Here is a 20,692-nt window from a genome sequence, read left to right as displayed (position 1 = left end):
ATGCTCTTGGCGCTCATCAAGAAGGAACTGCTCGCACTCGTGCGCGACATGCACGGGCTGGCGGCGCTGTTCCTGATGCCGATGGTCTTCATCGTGCTGATGTCGCTCACGCTGAAGGACATCTACCGGCCGCCGCTCGCGGAGCTGAGCTATGCGGTCGACCGGCGCGACACCGGCACGCCCGCGCAATGGCTGCAGCAGATCTGGCAGCGCAGCCACGGCGCGCCCAAGACGCTCGACGCCGACTGGCAGGCGCAGCTGCGAAGCGGCACTCTCAAGTACGTGATCGTGCTGGAGCCCGGACTGTCGGCGGAGCTCGAATCGGCCGCGCTGTCGACCCAGGCACATATCCGGCTGCTGACGGAGCCCGGCATCGACGCCAACCTGTTCAACGCGCTGCGCGCCGAACTCGTCGGCGCGTCCGGCGAGCTGAAGGCGCGCCTGGCGCTGGCGGTGCCCGGTACCTCGGGCCCGCCGCCGGGCGCATCGATCCAGGCGCTGGTGAATGCCGAGCGCTATGCCACCGCCGGGCCGCGGCCCACCTCGGTGCAGCAGAACGTGCCCGCATGGCTGGTGTTCGGCATGTTCTTCGTGGTCGCTTCGCTCTCCAGCCTGTTCGTGCAGGAACGCGGCTCGGGCGCGCTGGGCCGGCTGCGCAGCCTGGGCGTGTCGCGCGTCATGCTGCTGATGTCGAAGGCGCTGCCCTACCTGGGCGTCAACGCGCTGCAGGCCGTGCTGATGCTGGCCGCCGGCATCTGGCTGATGCCGCTGATTGGCGGCGACGCGCTTTCGCTCGCGGGCATCCATTGGGGCGCGCTGGTGCTGGCGCTGGCGGCCGTGAGCCTGGCCGCGGTGAGCCTGTCGCTGGCACTGGCCTGCGCGGTGCGCAGCCATGCGCAGGCCGCCACCATCGGACCGATGGTCAATGTGCTGATGGCGGCGGCGGGCGGCATCATGGTGCCCAAGTTCGTGATGCCGGGCTTCATGCAGCGGCTGGTCGAGATCTCGCCGATGAACTGGGGGCTGGAGGCGCTGCTCACCGTGCTGCTGCGCGGCGGCGGCGTGGCCGAGACGCTGCCGCAGGTCGGCCGGCTCGTGGTATTTGCGGCCGCCATGTTTCTTCTCGCCGTCTTTCTGTTTCGCAGGCGCGCATCGTGACCCACTCCCATTCCGCTGAATTCATCGCCAGCCTGAAGGCCATGGTGCTCGAGGCCGTCGAAAAGGACGCACCGCCGGGCGGCCTTGGCGACGACGAGCCGCTGTTCGGGCCCGAGGCCCGGCTCGACCTCGATTCGCTCGACGCGCTGCAGGTGTCGATGACGATCCAGCAGCGCTTTGGCGTGCGCATGCCCGACAGCAAGGAAACGCGCCGCGCGCTCACTTCCATCGCCCATCTGGCCGACCACCTGGTGCAAGCGGGCAAGGCATGAGCGGTGCGGGCGTGTACCTTGCCGGCATGGGCCTGGCCTGCACGCTGGGCAACGATCTTCCGACCGCCGTGGCGGCTCTGGCGCGCGGCGGCGTGCGGCCCGTGCCGCTCGCAGTTTCGGAAGGCGTGCAGTGGCCGGTCCACATGCTGCCGCCGCAGGAGGGCGACTGGCGGCAGCGCCTGGAGCGCGTCGTGCGCGGCGTGGCCGCTCAGGCGTACGAAGGAACAGCGGTTGCACGGTCCGGTCCGCTCTTCGTCGCATCGTCCTCGCTGGACATCGGCGGCATGGAACACACGGTGCAGGACCTGCGGCTGGGCGGCGACCTGCAGGACTTTGCCGGCCTCGTGGCCGCTGCGCTCGACTGGCAGGGGCCGGTCTTCACCATTTCCACGGCCTGCACCTCGGCGGTCAATGCGGTGCTCGCGGCTTGCGACCTGATCCGAAGCGGGCAGGCCGACGAGGCGCTGGTGATCGGCGCCGAGCTCGGCAACCGCTTCACGGTGGCCGGCTTCGGCGCGATGCAACTGCTCTCGCCCGACGGCGCGCGGCCCTTCGGCGCCGGGCGCAACGGGCTGGTGCTCGGCGAGGCGGTGGCCGCATTGCGCCTTGGCTCGCGCGCGGCGCGCTGGCGCATTGCGGGCGGGGCCAACGTGGTCGACGGGCGCAATCCCTCGGGCACCGAGGCCAGCGCGGTGCTTGCGATGTGCCATCAGGCGCTGGCGCAGAGCGGGCTGCGGCCGCAGGACATCGGCCTGGTCAAGGTGCAGGCCGCGGGCAGCCCGGTCAACGATGCGATCGAGGCGCTGGCATTGAAGCAGGTCTTCGATCCGCTGCCGCCGCTGGTGTCGCTCAAGTCGGCGATCGGCCACACGCTGGGGGCATCGGGGGCCGCCGAGCTGGCCTTGCTGGTTGGCTGCATCGAAGCTGGCGTGTGGCCGTCGGCGGGCTATGCCATCGACGATGAACTCGGCCTTGCCCTGAGCACGCAGGCGCCTTCCGGTCTGCGCAACATCCTGCTCAACGTGGTCGGCTTCGGCGGCGGGCACGCCTCGCTGGTGCTGGAGGATGGCCGATGAACGACGGTTCCGCCCCCGCATGGCGCACCGTCGCCCACTTCTCGGCCGATCCGCTGCCTGCGGACTGGCGCGACCAGCTCGCGCACCGGCTCGGCCGGCGGCCGCGGCGCGTCGGCGTCTGGACCGAGCTTGCGATGTTCGGGGCCCGGCAGTGCCTCGATGCCGCGGGCGAGGCGGCCTTGCCCGCGGGTGCGCGCCTGCGCGTATCGAGCCTGCGCGGCGCCTGGGGCGCGACGCATGCGGGCCTGGCGCAGCTCGACGCCGGCATGCTGATGCCGTTCACTTTCATGCAGGGGCAGCCCGCGCTGATGCTGGCGGAGGTCGGCCGCTGCCTCGAATGGCAGGGCGACGCGAGCTTTGCGCTGTGCCGCGATCCGCAGCAGCTGCTGCAGCTCTCGAAGCTCGGCGCCGGCAGCGCCGGCTTGCTGGTCGGCGTGGTGGAAGAGGAGCGCAACGGCGAGCAGCCGCGCTCCGAATGGTGGCGGCTGGTGCCGGCCTGAAGCATTGCAGGGCCGCCTCGGGACGGAGCGATCAGGCCAGCGCCGCGATCGACCGGGCCAGGTTGGCGCGAGCCCTTGCCTCCAGCAGCGCGTGCATTCGCGGCGTGGCGTAGATCGCGTCCCGCGCAAGAAAACGCTGCAGGATCGCGCGGCGGCGCGGCCGGCGCACCTCGTCGGGCACGAAGGCATATTCGGCATGCACCTGCCGTTCATATTCGTCGAAGCGCGCGGGGTCCGCGCCGAGGATCGACAGGTCGATGTCGACCAGCAGTTCGGCGTCGCGGCCTTCGGGCACGGCATCGTGGCGCGTGGCCATCACGAGGGCATGCACGCGTTCGGCCGCGTCAGCCGGCGCGCCGGCCGAGAGCATGGCGCTGCGCGCCCAATCGGCGCTGCGTGCCTCGTTGTCGTGCGCATGCACGTCGTAGACCGCGTCGTGGAACCACAGCGCGAGCGCGACTTCGGCGGGGTGCTCGGCCGCTTCCTTCTCGCGCTCGAACCAGGCCAGGCATTCGCCGAGGTGCTGCAGCGTGTGGTAGTGGCGCTGCGGCTCGCCGTAGCGGCGCTGCAGCTCGATGCCGAGCGCCTCGTCGGCAGCGGTCACGCCCAGCGCGCGCCAGGCGGCGTTCCAGTTGTCCCGCAGTGCCTCGGGCGCCATCGGCTATTGCTCCATGGCGGCCTTGACCTCCTGGCCGAGGTCGAGCACCGACATCGCGTAGTAGCTGCTCCAGTTGTAGCGCGTGATCACGTAGAAGTTGCGCGTGCCGGCCACATAGGTCGGCGCTGCGTCGGCGCCGTTCTGCAGTTCGATCAGGGCGAGCAGGCCCTTGTGGCGCAGGCCCTCGCCTTCGGGCACCGCACCGGCTGCCACGAAGCTGTCGGCGCTGAAGCTCGGCAGGATGTCGGGCGCCAGCAGCAGCGCCTTCTTGAGGCGGGTCTCCTCGAAATGCACCGGGTAGGTCGCGGGCATGCCGGGCGTCCAGCCGAAGGCCTTGAAGTAGTTGGCCACCGAGCCGATCACATCGGCGGGGTTGTCGACCAGGTCGATGCGGCTGTCGCCGTCGAAGTCGATGGCGTACTTGGCGATGCTGCTGGGCATGAACTGCGGCATGCCCATGGCGCCCGCATAGCTGCCCACGGGCAGCAGTGGGTTGTCGGCAGTGCGGCTTTCGGTGCTCAGGAAGCTCTCGAGCTCGCCGCGGAAGAAGGCTTCGCGCTCGGCCGCGCGCGGATGGGCCTGCGGAAAGTCGAACGACAGCGTGGCCAGTGCATCGATCACGCGGAAGTTGCCCATGTTGCGGCCGTAGATGGTCTCCACGCCGATGATGCCCACGATGATCTCGGCCGGCACGCCGTACATCGCCTCCGCGCGCGCGAGCGTGTCGGCGTTGCTGCGCCAGAAGCGCACGCCGGCGGCAATGCGCGTCGCGTCGATGAAGCGGCTGCGATAGGCCTGCCAGTTCTTCACCGTGCCGGCCGGGCCCGGCAGCATCAGGCGCGGCACGTTCGGCAAGAAGCGCGCGCTGCCGATGGTGGCGCGCACCCATTCGCGGTCGAGGCCGCGGCGCTCGGCCACCTCGTCGGCAAAGCGCATGGCGTCGTCGCGCGTGGCGTAGGGCGTGCTGCCGGCCACGGTTTTCACGCTGCGGGCGCTGGGGGCTTTCTGGGCCTGTGCGGCCATGGACGCTGCGCAGCAGGCGGCGAGGAGGGCGACGGCGGCGGCGCGGCGCGGCGCGGGAAGAAAAAATCGCATGGAGCCGATTGTGCCGTCCGCGCGAGCCCGCCTTGGCGGGACGCATGCGGCATCAGCGCCGTGTGGTGGGCGCGGCGGGCCAGTCCAGGCGCCGGAACTCGGCCCGCAGGGCCGCGAGCGAAGCCGGCGAGGCCGGGGCGTAGCGCTGCGCCTCGAGCTTCAGCAGCCATTCGCGCACGGCCTGTGCCGCCGGGCCGAAGCGTGCCTCGGCCTGGGCGGCCATCTGGCGCGGCGGCGCGGTGTCGGGCAGCTGGAGGCCGGCCTTGGCGAGGCGCGCGCGTGCCTGGCCGAGCAGTCGTAGCCACGGGTCGTGCTGGCTGCGCTCCCACAGGGTCCATGCCGCACCGGCAAGGCTCGCACCCACCAGCAGGTAGAGCAGCACGTAGGCCAGGTCCTCGAGGCTGGGCGCGTTGAAGCCGATGGTCTTGAGCAGGTTGAGCTGGCGGCTTTGCGTGTAGTTGAGCACCCACTGGTTCCAGCTGTTGTTTACCGCTTCCCAGGCGGCGCGCAGGTTCTGCGCCAGCGTGGGGCTCATCGCGCCGATGGCGCCGGCAAACAGGCCCGGCTGCGGCACGAGCCGCTGCAGCTGGCCGACCCGGCCCGGCGACACCGCGCCGGTGGGATCGACGCGCACCCAGCCCGTGCCGTCTTCCCAGACCTCGGCCCAGGCGTGCGCGTCGCTCTGGCGCAGCACCCAGTAGTTGTCGACGCTGTTGAGTTCGCCGCCCTGGTAGCCGGTCACGATGCGCGCCGGAATGCCCGCCCCGCGCATCAGCACCACGAAGGCCGAGGCGATGTGCTCGCAGAAGCCTTCCTTGCGGTCGAACCAGAACTCGTCGGCCGTCTCGTTGCCGTAGAAGCCGGGCTCCAGCGTGTAGGTGTAGCCGCCGGTGCGCAGCCGCTGCAGTGCGGCGCGGATGAAGGCCTGCGTGCCGGCGTTGGCCAGCGCGGGCTGGGCGCGCATTTCGGCGGCGAGGGCGGCGGTGCGCGGGTTCGATCCGGGCGGCAGCGCGAGATAGGGCCGCAGCGCGGCCGTCTGCCGCACGGGTCCGCTGTGGAACTGCGTGTAGCTCTCGGCGCGGTAGCGCACGAGATCGGAGATGGGGCGGTTCACCAGCCACTGCAGGTCGGGCGTGCCCGTGACCTCGAGGCCGGGTGCCTGCGGTGCGCTTTGCGCCGCATCGAGCGTGAGCAGCCAGGGGCGGTGGTTGGGCTCGAGCGTGACCTCGTAGCGAACCGGCTGGCCGCTGGTGCGCAGGTTGCCCGAGGCCGGCGCGCCGCGCGCCCAGGACGGCAGCGCCGTCCATTCGCGCCCGTCGAACTGCGCGAGCACCGGCCCGCGGAAGTACAGCTGGCTCTGGGGCGGCGCGCGGTTGTCCTCGAACTTGATGCGCGCCGCAATGCTGTCGTCGAGCGCCAGTTCGGCGATGGCGCCCACGCGCATGGTGTTCGACAGGCCCGTTCGCCCGGCCATCGCATCGCCAGGCGTGCCCCACAGCGGCGCGAAGCGCGGAAACAGCAGGAACAGCGCCAGCATGATCGGCGCGCCCGCCAGGGCCATCCAGCTGGCGGTGCGCGCGGCCTGCATCAATGGCGGCTTGCCCACCGGCATGTGCGCATTGACCAGCGCGGTGAGCAGGCCCAGCAGCGCAAGCAGCATGGTGACCGCGGTCATCAGCGACTGCGAGTAGAAGAAGTTCGTGAGCATCGCGAAGAAGCCCAGGAAGAAGATGACGAAGGCGTCGCGGCGCGCGCGCAGCTCCAGCGTCTTGAGCGCCAGCAGGATCACGATCAGCGTCACCCCGGCGTCGCGCCCCAGCAGGGTGCGGTGGGTGGCGAAGGTGGCGGCCAGCGTCAGCGCCAGCAGGCCCACGCGCGCCCACTTGCCCGGAAGCGGCCGGGCCTCCACGGCGAGCGTGCTGCGCCACACCAGCACCATCGCCGTGATGGCGGTGCACCACCAGGGCAGGTTTCCGACCTGCGGCAGGACGATGAGCGCGATGACCGCGAGCAGGAACAGCGTGTCCCGGGCGTCCCTTGGCAGCGCAGAGATCTCGCGCATGAACTTGTTCATGGGCGCGGCTCCCGGCCTGGAGAAGAACGAGCGGCGTTCGGATTCAACATAGCGCCAGCGCCTCCAGGCAAGCTCTTCGGTGGGCTTCTCCCTGCGAGGGCTGCACCACGCGCGCGGCCACGCGGATGCCGTAGTCCACGCCCAGGCGGTCCGCCATCAGCACCCAGGCGCAGAGCCGCGACACCCGGGCCTCGGTGTCGGCCAGCTGGGTGGCCTGGGCATCGAGCCACAGCTCTTCGCGCTGCGTCTGCTGCGTGTCGCGGCTCACCAGGTCTTCCGAGCCGGTGGCTTGGGCGCGGGCCGCCTTCTTCCAGACCACGAGCTTGAGCGGGTCGCCGCGCCGGTAGGCCCTGAGGCCGTCGTATTCGCCGGCGGCCTGGGCGCGCAGCGCGGCCGACGTGGCGGCCGGGCCTGACAGCGGCTCGCCCGGCGGCAGCGGGGGCGGATGCGCCTCGGGCGCGGGATAGACCAGCATCTTCGCGGCCGGCCGCCACACCGTCCAGACGCGGAAGGTGCCGAGCGGAAAGCGCGTTTCGGCGGTCAGCGCGGGCACCGGATGGAGCCCGCGCCGCTCGGGCTTGAACGCGATCTCGACGGTGGCGCTGCCCTCGGCCGGGACGTCGGTCCAGGCCCACTGGCCGCTGCCGCGCACGGCCATGCCGATGCCGTAGCGCACGCTGCGCCGCGTGTTGTGCAGCACCACGCGAAAGACCGCGGCGGCGCCCGCATAGTGCGCCTCGGGCGGCATCATGTGCATGGCCAGGCCGCGCAGCGTGGCGTGGCACACGTGCATGCCCACGGCCACGCTGCCCGCGAGCAGGAAGGTCAGCAGGTAGCCGAGGTTGAGCTGGTAGTTGATCGACGCGATCAGCAGCACCAGCAGCGTGGCGCCCAGCGTCCAGCCGGCGCGCGTGGGCACGATGTAGACGTTGCGCTGCGTGAGCTCCAGCGTGTCCGAAGGCGGCCGGCGCGACAGGAACCAGCCGTCGATGCGCGAGCGTAGCGACGCGATCATCGGTGGCCGGCGGGCGTGCTCGTTTTCACGGCAGCGGCACGTCCGCGATCATCGCGCGCACCTGCTCCACCGCGCCCCGGCCCGCGTCGCCCACCGGCGTGAGGCGGTGCGCAATGGTCTGCGGCAGGATCGACTGCACGTCGTCGGGCGCGACGTAGTTGCGGTTGGCCAGCAGCGCCTGCGCCTTGGCGGCGCGCAGCACGGCAATGCCGGCGCGCGGCGAGAGGCCCTGCAGGAACCAGCGGCCGGAGCGCGTGGCCGCGATCAGGTCCTGCACGTAGTTCAGCAGCGGCTCGGCCGCATGCACCTGCTGCACGCGCTGCTGCAGCGCCGTGAGCTCGCCGGCGGTCAGGAGCGCGGGCAGGGTGGCCAGCATCTCGCGGCGGTCGGCGCCCGAGAGCAGCTCGCGCTCGGCGGCGCGGTCGGGGTAGCCCAGCGAGATGCGCATGAGGAAGCGGTCGAGCTGCGATTCGGGCAGCGCGAAGGTGCCGAGCTGGTCCTGCGGGTTCTGCGTGGCAATCACGAAAAAGGGCGTGGGCAGCGGCCGCGTCTCGCCTTCGATGGTGACCTGCTTTTCTTCCATGGCCTCGAGAAGCGCGCTTTGCGTCTTGGGGCTGGCGCGGTTGATTTCGTCGGCCAGCAGCACCTGCGCGAAGATCGGCCCGGGGTGGAACACGAAGGCCTGCTGGCCCCGGTCGTAGATGGCCACGCCCGAGAGGTCGCCCGGCATCAGGTCGGCGGTGAACTGCACGCGCGAGAACTGCAGCCCGAAGGTGTGCGAAAGCGCATGGGCGAGGGTGGTCTTGCCGACCCCCGGCACATCCTCGATCAGCAGGTGCCCGCCCGCGAGCAGGCAGGCCACGCAGTCGCGCACCTGGGGCTCCTTGCCCACGATCACCGTGTTAAGCTGACTCAGCAAAGTGGCAAGCTTCGCAGCAACGTCCATATTTGTATCCATATGCAAACGATACCGTAAGACTGCGCGGCCCCATGCCGTGTGAGGTCTAGATACGACAGAGACACGGCAAAGACATGGGCAAGACCGGCTACTTCACACATCGCGATTGCTGGAAGCACGACATGGGCCGGGGCCATCCCGAATGTCCCGAGCGGCTCGACGCCATCGAGGACAGGCTGCTGCTCACCGGCGTGGGCGATGCCCTCGAACACCGCGACGTGCCGCTGGCCACCCTGGCCCAGATCACCCGCGCGCACAGCGAGGCGCACCTCGAACACCTCGAATCCCTGCACCAGCGCCTGGTGGCCGACGAGCCGGCCGGCGGCCCCCGCCATGCGCAGCTCGACCCCGACACCATTCTGAACCGCTTCACCCTGCTGGCCGCGCGCCGCGCCGCGGGCGCCGCCATTGCCGCCACCGATGCGGTGATGGCGGGCGAGATCGAGAACGCGTTCTGCTCGGTGCGCCCGCCCGGGCACCACGCCTGCTACGAACAGGCCATGGGCTTCTGCTTCCTCAACAACGTGGCCATTGCGGCGCGGCATGCGCTCGAGGTGCACGGCCTGGAGCGCGTGGCCATCGTCGATTTCGACGTGCACCACGGCAACGGCACCGAGAACATCCTGTCGAACGATCCGCGCGTGCTGATGGTGGGCTTCTTCCAGCATCCGTTCTATCCGTACAGCGGCACCGAGCACCCGGCCTCGAACATGCTCAACCTGCCGATCCCGGCCTACACCAGGGGCATGGACGTGCGCGAGCTGATCGAGGCCGCCTGGATGCCGCGGCTCGAGGAATTTGCGCCCGAGATGATCTTCGTGAGCGCGGGCTTCGACGCCCACCGCGAGGACGACCTGGGCCAGCTCGGCCTCACCGAGAACGACTTCGCCTGGATCACGGGCCGCATCCGGGACGTCGCGCGGCGCCATGCGCAGGGGCGCATCGTCTCGATGCTCGAAGGGGGCTACAACCTGGACGCCCTCGCGCGCAGCGTCGAAGCCCATGTCCGTGTCCTTGCCGATCTGTAGAGCTGCCGGCGCACACACCGCGCCATGTTTTCCCAAGAGATGAATTTCAACGATTTCACACAACGCCTGGGCCAGGTCGACGCACGCGGCCTGGGCATCGAGTTGGCGGCGCTGGTCGCCTGCGTGGTCATCGCCTGGGTGGTCACCCGCTGGTTCGGGCGCGACCAGCCGAAGGATTCCATCTGGTTCGGCGAGCGCACCTTCGACGGGCTTTTGTTCCCGCTGCTGGCGCTGGTCTTCGCCGAGCTGGCCCGGCGCCTGGTGAGCGGCTACCAGCCCGTGCTGGTGCTGCGCATCGGGGTGTCGGTGTTCCTGTCGCTGGCGGTCATCCGGCTGTTCGCGCGCGTGATGCGGGCGGTCTTTCCCACCTCCAACCTGGTCCGGCTGCTGGAGCGCACGATCTCCTGGCTGGCGTGGATCGGCGCCATCCTCTGGATCGTCGGGCTGCTGCCGCCGGTGCTGGCCGAGCTCGATGACATCACGCTGGCCTTCGGCAAGACGCGCGTCAGCCTGCAGACCATCTTCCAGGGCGTGCTGTCGGCCGGGCTGGTGCTGGTGATCGCGCTGTGGATTGCCGCCACCATCGAGAAGCGCATCCTGCGCGAGGCCGTGACCGACCTCTCGATGCGCAAGGTGGCCTCGAACGCGGTGCGCGCCTTCCTGCTGCTGGTGGGGCTGCTGTTCGCGCTGTCGGCGGTGGGGGTCGACCTCACGGCGCTCTCGGTGCTGGGCGGCGCGTTGGGCGTGGGCCTGGGCTTTGGGCTGCAGAAGCTGGCGGCCAACTACGTGAGCGGCTTCGTGATTTTGCTGGAGCGCTCCATCCGCATCGGCGACAACGTCAAGGTCGACACCTTCGAGGGCCGCATCACCGACATCAAGACCCGCTACACGCTCATCCGCGCGGGCAACGGGCGCGAGGCCATCGTGCCGAACGAGTCGCTCATCACCAGCCGGGTCGAGAACCTCTCGATGGCGGACCGCAAGTTCAACATCACGACCAGCATCGTGGTGGGCTACGACAGCGACGTGGCGCAGGTGCAGTCCATCCTGTGCGCGGCGGCCAAGGCGCAGGCCCGCGTGATGACCGACCCGGGGCCCGTGGCCTTTCTGATGAACTTTGCGCCCGACGGGCTGGAGTTCACGCTGAACTTCTGGGTGGCCGACCCTGACAAGGGCAAGGACAACGTGCGCTCGGCCATCAACATCGCCATTCTCGAGGGCCTGCGCAGCGCGGGCGTGGACATTCCGTATCCGCAGCGCGTGCTGCGGGTGGAGTCGCTGCCGCCGGGCGTTTCCGCCACGCGCGAGGCTGCCGTATAATCACGGAAAAGCACGGTCGTTCTTTTTTGTTGCACTGCAGTGCCAGTCGCCATGGGCGCAGGTGCGGCAAGGGCCGGACTCTAAAATGACCGGCTGCCCTCGAAGCCCCCTTTTTGCAATCCCAATGGAGTCAAGTCAATGAAGGTTCTAGTGCCTGTCAAACGGGTCGTCGATTACAACGTCAAGGTGCGCGTGAAGAGCGACGGCACCGGAGTGGACATTGCCAACGTCAAGATGAGCATGAACCCCTTCGACGAGATCGCCGTGGAAGAAGCCGTGCGCCTGAAGGAAAAGGGCGTGGTCACCGAGGTCATCGCCGTCTCCTGCGGCGACGCCAAGTGCCAGGAAACCCTGCGCACCGCCATGGCCATTGGTGCCGACCGCGGCATCCTGGTCGAGACCACCGAAGAGCTGCAACCGCTGGCCGTGGCCAAGCTGCTCAAGGCCCTGGTCGACAAGGAACAGCCCCAGCTCGTGATCCTGGGCAAGCAGGCCATCGACGACGACGCCAACCAGACCGGCCAGATGCTCGCCGCGCTGGCCGACCTGCCGCAAGCCACCTTCGCCTCCAAGGTCGAAGTGGCCGATGGCAAGGCCACCGTCACGCGCGAAGTCGACGGCGGCCTGGAAACCATCCAGCTGAGCCTGCCGGCCGTCATCACGACCGACCTGCGCCTGAACGAGCCGCGCTACGTCACCCTGCCCAACATCATGAAGGCCAAGAAGAAGACGCTCGACGTCTTCAAGCCCGAAGACCTGGGCGTGGACGTGAAGCCCCGCCTGAAGACCCTCAAGGTCAGCGAGCCGCCCAAGCGCGGCGCCGGCATCAAGGTGCCCGACGTCGCCACCCTGGTGGACAAGCTCAAGAACGAAGCCAAAGTGATCTGAGGAAGACAACGACATGACCGCACTAGTTATTGCCGAACACGACCACGCGACCGTCAAGCCCGCGACCCTCAACACCGTGACCGCGGCCCTGGCCTGCGGCGGCGACGTGCACGTGCTCGTGGCCGGTGCCAATGCCGCCGAAGCCGGCAAGGCCGCCGCGCAGATCGCCGGCGTCAGCAAAGTCATCGTGGCCGACAGCGCATCGCTCGCAGAAAACCTTGCAGAGAACGTCGCCGCCCAGGTGCTGGCGATCGCATCGAACTACAGCCACATCCTGTTCCCCTCGACCGCCAACGGCAAGAACGTCGCGCCGCGCGTGGCCGCCAAGCTGGACGTGGCGCAGATCTCCGACATCACGCTGGTTGTGAGCCCCGACACCTTCGAGCGCCCGATCTACGCCGGCAACGCCATCGCCACGGTGCAGAGCAGCGACGCCACCAAGGTGATCACCGTGCGCACCACCGGCTTCGATGCCGCGGCTGCCACCGGTGGCAGCGCAAGCGTTGAAACGGCTGAAGGCGTGGCCGACAGTGGCAAGTCCAGCTTCGTGGGCCGCGAAGTCACCAAGAGCGACCGCCCAGAACTGACGGCCGCCAAGATCATCGTCTCGGGAGGCCGCGCGCTGGGCAGCGCCGAGAAGTTCACCGAAGTGATGACGCCGCTGGCCGACAAGCTCAACGCGGGCCTGGGCGCGAGCCGCGCCGCGGTGGACGCGGGCTACGCGCCCAACGACTGGCAGGTGGGCCAGACCGGCAAGATCGTCGCGCCGCAGTTGTACATCGCCGCGGGCATCTCGGGCGCCATCCAGCATCTGGCCGGCATGAAGGACTCCAAGGTGATCGTCGCGATCAACAAGGACGAAGAGGCGCCGATCTTCTCGGTGGCCGACTACGGGCTGGTGGCCGACCTGTTCACGGCGGTGCCGGAACTGGTGAAGGCGCTCTGATCGAAGCAAGGCATTGATTGAGCCGGAGGGCATCGTTCGCGATGCCCTTTTCGTATCCGCTGTATCTGGAGACAAGACATGAGCTACACCGCCCCCCTCAAGGACATGCTGTTCGACATCGAGCACCTAGCCAACATCGGCGAGATCGCCAGGCTGCCGGGCTTCGAGGACGCCGGCCTCGAAACCGCGCAGGCCGTACTCGAGGAATGCGCGCGCTTCAACCAGGACGTGATCGCGCCGCTGAACATCGAGGGCGACCGCAACCCTTCGTCCTTCAAGGACGGCCAGGTCGCGACCACGCCGGGCTTCAAGGAAGCCTTTGCGCAGTACGTGTCGGGCGGCTGGCAGGGCCTGCAGCATCCGGCGGATTTCGGCGGCCAGGGCCTGCCCAAGACCATCGGCGCGGCCTGCGGCGAGATGCTCAACTCGGCCAACATGAGCTTCGCGCTGTGCCCGCTGCTGAGCGACGGCGCCATCGAGGCGCTGCTCACGGCCGGCTCCGACGAGCTCAAGGCGGTGTACCTCGAGAAGCTGGTGAGCGGCCAGTGGACCGGCACCATGAACCTCACCGAGCCGCAGGCCGGCAGCGACCTTGCGCTGGTGCGCAGCCGCGCCGAGCCGCAGCCTGACGGCACCTACAAGGTCTTCGGCACCAAGATCTTCATCACCTACGGCGAGCACGACATGGCGGAGAACATCGTGCACCTGGTGCTCGCGCGCGTGACCGGCGCGCCCGAGGGCGTGAAGGGCATCAGCCTGTTCGTGGTGCCGAAGTTCATGGTCGGCACGGACGGTCGCTTAAGCGAGCGCAACGACGTGCACTGCGTGAGCATCGAGCACAAGATGGGCATCAAGGCCTCGCCCACGGCCGTGCTGCAGTACGGCGACGGCATGGCGGCGAGCATTGCAGACAGCGCCGGACCCGGCGCTGTGGGCTACATCGTCGGCCAGGAGAACCGCGGCCTCGAATACATGTTCATCATGATGAACTCGGCCCGCTACGCCGTGGGCATGCAGGGCATCGCGATTGCCGAGCGTGCCTACCAGCACGCCGTGGCCTACGCCAAAGACCGCGTGCAGAGCCGCCCGGTCGACGGTTCGATGAACGCGAGCGCACCCATCATCCACCACCCCGACGTCAAGCGCATGCTGATGACCATGCGTGCCTACACCGAAGGTTGCCGCGCGATGGCCAGTGTGGCTGCCGCCGCCTACGACGCCGCGCACCACCACCCGGATGCCGAGGCGCGCAAGCAGAACCAGGCCTTCTACGAATTCATGGTGCCGCTGGTCAAGGGCTACAGCACCGAGATGAGCCTGGAAGTGACCTCGCTCGGCGTGCAGGTGCATGGCGGCATGGGCTTCATCGAGGAGACCGGCGCGGCGCAGTACTACCGCGACGCCAAGATCCTCACGATCTACGAAGGCACCACCGCGATCCAGGCCAACGATCTCGTGGGCCGCAAGACCGCGCGCGACGGCGGCCAGACCGCGAAGGCCATCGCGGCGCAGATCGAGAAGACCGAGGCCGAGCTGGCCAAGAGCAGCAGCCCCGCCGCAGCCGCCGTCCTCAAGCGCCTGAAGCCCGCGCGCGAGGCTTTCGTGGAAGTGGTCGACTTCGTCGCCGGCCAGACCAAGGCATCGCCGAACGCCGTGTTCGCGGGCAGCGTGCCCTACCTGATGCTCGCGGGCAACCTCGTGGCGGGCTGGCAGCTGGCGCGCTCGCTGATCATTGCGGAGGACCTGGCGTCGCGCAGTGTCGACGTGGACTTCATGCAGGCCAAGATCGCGACCGCGCGCTTCTATGCCGAGCACATCCTGAACAAGGTGCCCGGGCTGCGCGACAGCATCGTCGATGGCGCGGAAAGCGTCACGGCACTGGCGCTCGACGCCTTCTGACCCACGGCCCGTGTCGCCCATCTGACGGGCGATGCAGGCCTTTCTCTTATATAAAACCGAACCCCATTCCCGGAGAAGACATGTCCAAGCTGCCCCCCGTGCTCGCGAACCTGCCGCTGCCGATCATCGGCTCGCCGCTGTTCATCATCAGCAACCCCAAGCTCGTGATCGCGCAGTGCAAGGCCGGCGTGGTCGGCTCGATGCCGGCGCTCAACGCCCGCCCCGCGGCGCAGCTCGAAGACTGGCTGGCCGAGATCACCGAGGAGCTCGCGGCCTACAACAAGGCCAATCCGGACAAGCCTGCCGCGCCGTTTGCTATCAACCAGATCGTGCACAAGAGCAACGACCGGCTCGAGCACGACATGGAAATGGTCGTGAAGTACAAGGTGCCGATCGTCATCACCTCGCTGGGCGCGCGCACCGACGTGAACGATGCGGTGCACAGCTACGGCGGCGTCACGCTGCACGACATCATCAACAACAAGTTCGCGCAGAAGGCGATCGAGAAGGGCGCCGACGGCATCATTGCCGTGGCGGCCGGCGCCGGCGGCCATGCGGGCGTGAAGAGCCCGTTCGCGCTGGTGCAGGAAATCCGCCAATGGTTCGACGGCCCCATTGCGCTGTCGGGCTCCATCGCCACCGGCGGCGCGGTGCTCGCGGCGCAGGCCATGGGCGCAGACTTCGCGTACATCGGCACCGCCTTCATCGCCACCGAGGAAGCGCGCGCGAGCGACGAGTACAAGCAGGCCATCGTCGAAGGCACCTCCGACGACATCGTCTATTCGAGCCTCTTCACCGGCGTGCACGGCAACTACCTGGCGCCCAGCATCGTCAAGGCCGGCATGGACCCGGCCAACCTGCCCGAAGGCGACGTCAAAACCATGAACTTCGGCGGCGGCGAGGGCAGCAAGGCCAAGGCCTGGAAAGACATCTGGGGCTCGGGCCAGGGCATCGGCGCCGTGACCGAAGTGGCCAGCGCCGCGGCCTTCATCGAAAAGCTCAAGCGCGAATACCAGCAGGCAAGGCAGCGGCTCGCACTTTGAGCGGCGCGCGCAACCCGGCGCCTGCCGCAGGGCCCGCGCTGCGCGGGCGGATGCCGCTGCTCGACATCGCCAAGGGCATGGCCTGTGCGGTGATCGTCGGGCACCACCTGTCGCGCTACGGCACGATGCCGGTGGGCGCCTTTCCGCTGGCGCCGGGCTTCCTGGGCTGGCTGGCCGATGACGGCCGGCTCGCGGTGCAGGTCTTCCTGGTGATTGCCGGCTTTCTTGCGGCGGCCAGCCTGGCGCCCGACGGCGTGCTGCGCGTCGACCGGCCGATGGCGCGTATCCTGCAGCGCTACGGCCGCCTGGTCATGCCCTACCTGGCGGCGCTCACGGTGTGCGTGCTGGTGGCGGCGCTCGTGCGGCCCTGGATGCTCGGCGACGACGTGCCGGCGTCGCCGAGCATCGGCCAGTTGCTCGCGCACGGATTGCTGGTGCAGGACCTGCTGGGCTACGAGGCGCTGTCCACGGGCGTCTGGTACGTGGCGATCGACTTCCAGCTGTTCGTGCTGGCGCTCACGCTCATGGGGCTCCCCGCCATGCTGCGGCGGGCGCCGGCGGCGGCTGCAGCGGCTTCGTACGAACGCTGGATTCCGGTGGCGCTGGTGCTGGCGGCGGCCACCACCTCGCTGCTGCTCTTCAACCGCAATGCCGATCTCGACGACACGGCGTTCTATTTCTTCGGTGCCTACGGGCTCGGCATGCTGGCTTTCTGGATCGGACGCGCCACGCGGGCCAGCACCTGGCACAGTGCCGTCGTGCTGCTGGCGCTGACCGGCGCGGGCGCACTGGCCATCGACTGGCGCAGCCGCATCGCCATCGCCCTCTTGAGCGCGCTGCTGATTGCCGTTGCGCAGCGGCGGGGTTGGCTGTCGCTCGGGCGCTGGCCGGATGCGGCCATGCCCCTGCAGCGGCTGGGCCGCATTTCGTACTCGCTGTTCCTCATCCACTTTCCGGTGCTCTTGGCCACCAACGCATTGGCGGCGCAACTGGGGCCGCATGCCGGCTGGATCGACGCACTGGGCATGGCCGCCACCTTCGGGCTTTCGGTGGGCGCGGCGCTGCTGCTGTACCGCGGGGTCGAGGTGCGGCCGGCGTCATGGCGCGCGGTCGCGACACTGTTCGCGGCGCTGCTGGTCAGCGGGATGCTCGTCTCGTTCTGACCCGAGCCGCCCGTGCCGGCAGTGCAGGGCGCCGGCCGTTTTCGCTGAAATAAGGGGTTGCAAGAGGCCGCCGGAGCCGTCAGGCTCCAGCGGCTTCATGGGTTTTTCGTCTTTGGTAATATTGCGAATATTCAGTAAATACTGAAAATACAAAATATCAAGGAATGATCAAGCATCCTCCGCCACGGCCGCCGCTGCAGTTTTCTGCGCGGCCGGATGCCGCAAGCCTCGTGCAAGGCATGGCGGCGCTCACGTGGATTCCGCAGGCGGCGCTGCTGGCCATGGCCGTGCAGGGGCTGGCATCGGGGCAGGGGATTTCGGCGGTGCAATGGCCGGCTTGCGGCATCCTGCTGCTCGGCGTGCTGCGGGCGGTGTGCGAGGCTTGGGGCGCACGGCGTGTCTTCGGGCATGCCAGGGCGCAGCTCTCGGCGCTGCGCGCCCAGACCGCCTTCGCGCTGGCGGCCGGTTCGCCGCTGGACCGCGAGCGTGTCGAGTCCGGGCGCGCGGCCAGCGTACTCGCCGAGCAGGCTGAAGCGCTGGTGCCGTATCTCGTGCGCTACCGGCCCGCGCGCTGGCGCGCGATGGTGGTCCCGGTCGTCATCCTGGTGGCGGTGGCCAGCCTTTCGTGGGTGGCGGCGCTCGTGCTGCTGGTGGCCGCCCCGCTGATTCCGCTTTTCATGGCCATCGTCGGCTGGCGCGCCAAGGCGGCGAGCGAGGCGCAGATGGTCGAGATGGGCGGCATGAACGCCTTCCTGCTCGACCGCCTGCGCGGGCTGGCCACGCTACGCGCGCTCGATGCGGTGGATGCCGCCGCCGAGCGGCTCGCGCAGGCGGCAGAGGCGCTTCGGGAACGGACCATGGCGGTGCTGCGCATCGCCTTTCTTTCGTCGGCGGTGCTGGAGCTTTTCTCGGCGCTGGGCGTGGCCATGGTGGCGGCCTACGTCGGCTTCCATCTGCTGGGCACCTTGGGCTTCGGTGCCTGGGGAGGCCAGCTCAGCCTGGGGGAGGGGCTGTTCATCCTGCTGCTCGCGCCGGCGTTCTTCGAACCGCTGCGCGAACTCTCGGCGGTCTGGCACGACCGCGCGGCCGGCGAGGCGGCACTGCAGGCGCTCGACGCGCTGCAAAGGCGCGCATTGCCCCTGCCCGGGGCGCAGGCGCCTGTCGCACGTGCTGCAACAGGTGCGGCCCGCGCGGGCTCCGCGCCCGCCATCGCGGTCCGCGACCTGCATTTCGCCTGGCCGGGCGAGGAGCGCAAGGTCTTCGATGGCCTGGACCTGCGCATCGGAGCCGGCGAGCACGTGGCGCTCACCGGCGCAAGCGGCGCGGGCAAGACGGCGCTGCTGTCGCTGCTGGCGGGGCTGCTGCCGGCAGCGCACGGCGAAATCTCGATTGGCGGCGTGCCGCTGTCCGACCGCACCGCGGGTGCGCTGCGCCAGCGCATCGCCTGGATGGGGCAGAGGCCGCATGTGTTCGCGGGCTCGGTCGAGTCCAATGTCGCACTCGGGCGCGCAGGCGTCGGCACCCCGCAGGTTGCGGCGGCGATGCGCTTCGCCTCCCTCGAGACGGTGGCGCAGGCGCATCCGGGCGTGGCGCTGGGCGAGGGCGGCATCGGCCTGTCGGGCGGCGAGGCGGTGCGCCTGGCGCTGGCGCGCATCGCCGTCCATCGGCATGCCGACCTGCTGCTGGTGGACGAGCCCACCGCCCACCTCGACACCGAAACCGCCATCCAGGTGGCCGACGCGCTGCTGGCCCTGGCGCGCGGAAAGACCCTGGTCGTCGCCACGCACGACCCGGTGCTGGCGGCGCGCATGGACCGCTCGATCCCTCTCGATGCCGAACCTGCCGATGCAGTCTTGGAGCGCGCCGCATGAGCAGGTCCCAGGGCGGCTGGCGCGATCTTCGGCTGGTGCTGCGGCCGTTCCTGGCGACGCAGCCCCGCGCGCTGCTGTGGGGCGGCCTGCTGGCGGCGGTCACCGTGCTGGCCGGCATGGCCTTGCTCGGCCTGTCGGGCTGGTTCATTACCGCGACGGCGCTGGCGGGCCTGCATGCGGCCACGGCCTTCACCTTCGACGTGTTCATGCCCTCGGCCGGCATCCGGCTGCTGGCGCTGGGACGCACCGCATCGCGCTACGGCGAGCGCCTGGTTACGCACGACGCAACCTTCGGCGTGCTCGCGGACTTGCGCGTGCGCCTGTTCCGCGGCTGGGCGCGCCCCGGCGCGGCGCTCCAATTGGCGATGCGGCCGTCGCGGCTCCTGTTCCGGCTGACTTCCGACATCGATGCGCTGGAGTCTCTCTACCTGCGGCTGCTCGTGCCCGCCGCCGCGGCGCTGGGCGCGGCGCTGCTCGCGGGTGTGGTGCTCGGCTTCATGCACGCCGGCCTCGGGCTCGCGCTGCTGCTGTGGCTGGTGGCCGTCGGCTGGGGCCTGGCGCTGTTCATCGCGCGGCGTGCCCGGCGTCCGGCGGTGCGCCGCGCACATGGCATCGAGGCGCTGCGGGCGCGCACCGTCGACCTCGTCGCGGGCCAGACCGACCTGGTGATGGCGGGGCGCGCCGATGCGCAGCGCGAAGCGCTGATGAATGCCGATGCGCACCTGGCCAGGGCCGACCTCGCGCTGAACAGGCTCGAGACGTCGGCCGGCGCGGCCTACGGCGTGGCCGGCACGCTGACGCTGGTGGGCGTGCTGCTGGCGGTGGGTGCGCTCGTGGGCGAGGGCGCCATCGGCGCACCTGCCGCGGCGCTCGGGCTGCTGGTGGCGCTGACGGCCACGGAGCCGTTCGCGGCCCTGCGGCGCGGTGCGCTCGATGCCGGCCGCACCTGGCTCGCGGTCCGGCGCCTCGCGCCGCGCATGGCACCGGACGAGGCGCGGCCAGGCGTCGCCGCTGTCGAATCCGGCGCGGCGTGCGCCGTGAACCTGGTCTGCCTGAGCGCGGCGCACGCCGGCAGCGGCATCGCTGCGCTGAACGATGTCTCGCTGGCCATCGTTCCGGGCGAGCGGGTGGCGCTGATCGGCGCGAGCGGCGCGGGCAAGTCGACATTGCTCGCGGTGATCGCCGGAGAAATCGCGCCGCTGGCCGGCAGCGTCAACGCACAGCCGGCCTGCCTGCTGACCCAGCGCACCGAGCTCTTCCAGGACAGCCTGCGCGACAACCTGCGGCTCGCCGATCCCGCCGCGGACGACGCCCGCCTGTGGAACGCATTGCAATCGGCCGGCCTTGCGGGCGACGTGCGCGCGTTCCCCGCCGGACTCGATACCGCGCTGGGCGAAGGCGGCCTCGGCCTTTCAGGCGGGCAGTCGCGCCGGCTCGCGCTCGCGCGGCTGCTGCTGCGTCCGGTGCCGCTCTGGCTGCTCGACGAGCCCACCGAGGCGCTGGACGCCGCCATCGCGCATGACGTGCTGCAGCGCCTGTACGCAGAGGCCGGCCCGCGCGCGCTGCTGATCGCCACGCACCTGCGGCGCGAGGCCGCGCTGGCCGACCGCCTGGTGTGCATGCGCCAGGGCCGCATCGTTGCCGACCTGCGGCGCGGCAGCCCCGCCTTCGACGCCGCACTGAACGCGCTGCGGCCCGACTGAACCGACAGAAGCCAAAGACCGAAAC

General features: G+C 69.8%; 18 protein-coding genes. 13 read left to right on the top strand and 5 right to left on the bottom strand.

What is annotated here, in order from left to right:
• From RZE77_RS17705 to RZE77_RS17690, 4 genes are read left to right on the top strand one after another with little or no spacing between them, the layout of a single operon-like run.
• On the top strand, window positions 1–1,158 hold the full coding sequence (locus RZE77_RS17705; protein WP_319438577.1) for an ABC transporter permease: 1,158 nt from the start codon (window positions 1–3) through the stop codon (window positions 1,156–1,158).
• A complete protein-coding gene (locus RZE77_RS17700; protein ID WP_124961133.1) occupies window positions 1,152–1,430 on the top strand; it encodes an acyl carrier protein in 279 nt (92 codons plus the stop codon). The genes RZE77_RS17705 and RZE77_RS17700 overlap by 7 nt, the downstream gene beginning before the upstream one ends.
• On the top strand, window positions 1,427–2,506 hold the full coding sequence (locus RZE77_RS17695) for a beta-ketoacyl synthase N-terminal-like domain-containing protein (RefSeq protein WP_319438576.1): 1,080 nt from the start codon (window positions 1,427–1,429) through the stop codon (window positions 2,504–2,506). The genes RZE77_RS17700 and RZE77_RS17695 overlap by 4 nt, the downstream gene beginning before the upstream one ends.
• Window positions 2,503–3,006 (top strand): hypothetical protein, encoded by a 504-nt coding sequence (locus tag RZE77_RS17690; RefSeq protein ID WP_319438575.1) that lies wholly within the window; start codon window positions 2,503–2,505, stop codon window positions 3,004–3,006. The genes RZE77_RS17695 and RZE77_RS17690 overlap by 4 nt, the downstream gene beginning before the upstream one ends.
• 31 nt (window positions 3,007–3,037) lie before the next feature.
• On the opposite strand, the gene RZE77_RS17685 is transcribed toward RZE77_RS17690, so the two are convergent.
• From RZE77_RS17685 to RZE77_RS17665, 5 genes are read right to left on the bottom strand one after another with little or no spacing between them, the layout of a single operon-like run.
• Window positions 3,038–3,664, bottom strand: coding sequence for an HD domain-containing protein (locus tag RZE77_RS17685; RefSeq protein ID WP_319438574.1), 627 nt, complete (start codon window positions 3,662–3,664; stop codon window positions 3,038–3,040).
• Between the two features lie 3 nt (window positions 3,665–3,667).
• Window positions 3,668–4,759 carry a lytic murein transglycosylase B gene (gene mltB / locus RZE77_RS17680; RefSeq protein WP_319438573.1) on the bottom strand — a complete coding sequence of 364 codons (1,092 nt, stop codon included), beginning with the start codon at window positions 4,757–4,759 and terminating at the stop codon, window positions 3,668–3,670.
• Between the two features lie 52 nt (window positions 4,760–4,811).
• Window positions 4,812–6,833 (bottom strand): transglutaminase TgpA family protein, encoded by a 2,022-nt coding sequence (locus RZE77_RS17675; RefSeq protein ID WP_319438572.1) that lies wholly within the window; start codon window positions 6,831–6,833, stop codon window positions 4,812–4,814.
• Window positions 6,834–6,876: 43 nt separating this feature from the next.
• Window positions 6,877–7,848: a DUF58 domain-containing protein gene (locus RZE77_RS17670; protein ID WP_319426674.1), complete on the bottom strand. Its 972-nt coding sequence runs from the start codon at window positions 7,846–7,848 to the stop codon at window positions 6,877–6,879.
• Window positions 7,849–7,873: 25 nt separating this feature from the next.
• Window positions 7,874–8,794 (bottom strand): AAA family ATPase, encoded by a 921-nt coding sequence (locus tag RZE77_RS17665; protein WP_012748474.1) that lies wholly within the window; start codon window positions 8,792–8,794, stop codon window positions 7,874–7,876.
• Between the two features lie 86 nt (window positions 8,795–8,880).
• Here RZE77_RS17665 and RZE77_RS17660 point away from each other — a divergent pair, with 86 nt between their 5' ends.
• The 9 genes from RZE77_RS17660 (at window position 8,881) to RZE77_RS17620 (ending at window position 20,667) form a co-directional block, all read left to right on the top strand.
• Entirely contained in the window at window positions 8,881–9,834 is a 954-nt protein-coding gene (locus RZE77_RS17660; protein ID WP_319438571.1) for a histone deacetylase family protein, read from the top strand.
• Between the two features lie 39 nt (window positions 9,835–9,873).
• Window positions 9,874–11,154, top strand: coding sequence for a mechanosensitive ion channel family protein (locus RZE77_RS17655; protein WP_319426671.1), 1,281 nt, complete (start codon window positions 9,874–9,876; stop codon window positions 11,152–11,154).
• Between the two features lie 138 nt (window positions 11,155–11,292).
• A complete protein-coding gene (locus tag RZE77_RS17650) occupies window positions 11,293–12,042 on the top strand; it encodes an electron transfer flavoprotein subunit beta/FixA family protein (protein WP_319438570.1) in 750 nt (249 codons plus the stop codon).
• Window positions 12,043–12,055: 13 nt separating this feature from the next.
• Complete coding sequence (locus tag RZE77_RS17645; protein WP_319438569.1) at window positions 12,056–12,988, top strand: electron transfer flavoprotein subunit alpha/FixB family protein; 933 nt, start codon at window positions 12,056–12,058, stop codon at window positions 12,986–12,988.
• 78 nt (window positions 12,989–13,066) lie between these two features.
• On the top strand, window positions 13,067–14,887 hold the full coding sequence (locus RZE77_RS17640; RefSeq protein WP_319438568.1) for an acyl-CoA dehydrogenase: 1,821 nt from the start codon (window positions 13,067–13,069) through the stop codon (window positions 14,885–14,887).
• Between the two features lie 80 nt (window positions 14,888–14,967).
• Window positions 14,968–15,930, top strand: coding sequence for an NAD(P)H-dependent flavin oxidoreductase (locus RZE77_RS17635; protein ID WP_124962207.1), 963 nt, complete (start codon window positions 14,968–14,970; stop codon window positions 15,928–15,930).
• Between the two features lie 50 nt (window positions 15,931–15,980).
• Window positions 15,981–17,093 carry an acyltransferase family protein gene (locus tag RZE77_RS17630; protein WP_405547628.1) on the top strand — a complete coding sequence of 371 codons (1,113 nt, stop codon included), beginning with the start codon at window positions 15,981–15,983 and terminating at the stop codon, window positions 17,091–17,093.
• 164 nt (window positions 17,094–17,257) lie between these two features.
• Complete coding sequence (cydD, locus tag RZE77_RS17625; RefSeq protein WP_319438566.1) at window positions 17,258–18,964, top strand: thiol reductant ABC exporter subunit CydD; 1,707 nt, start codon at window positions 17,258–17,260, stop codon at window positions 18,962–18,964.
• The gene (locus tag RZE77_RS17620) at window positions 18,961–20,667 is read left to right on the top strand and encodes an amino acid ABC transporter ATP-binding/permease protein (protein WP_319438565.1); all 1,707 of its coding nucleotides are present in this window, start codon (window positions 18,961–18,963) and stop codon (window positions 20,665–20,667) included. The genes cydD and RZE77_RS17620 overlap by 4 nt, the downstream gene beginning before the upstream one ends.
• The last annotated feature ends 25 nt before the right edge of the window (window positions 20,668–20,692 follow it).

Source organism: Variovorax sp. SPNA7, from assembly GCF_033807855.1.
Classification (GTDB): Bacteria; Pseudomonadota; Gammaproteobacteria; order Burkholderiales; family Burkholderiaceae_C; genus Variovorax; species Variovorax beijingensis.
The sequence above is the reverse complement of the archived record's forward strand: the minus strand, read 5'-3'. Positions and strand labels throughout refer to the sequence as shown.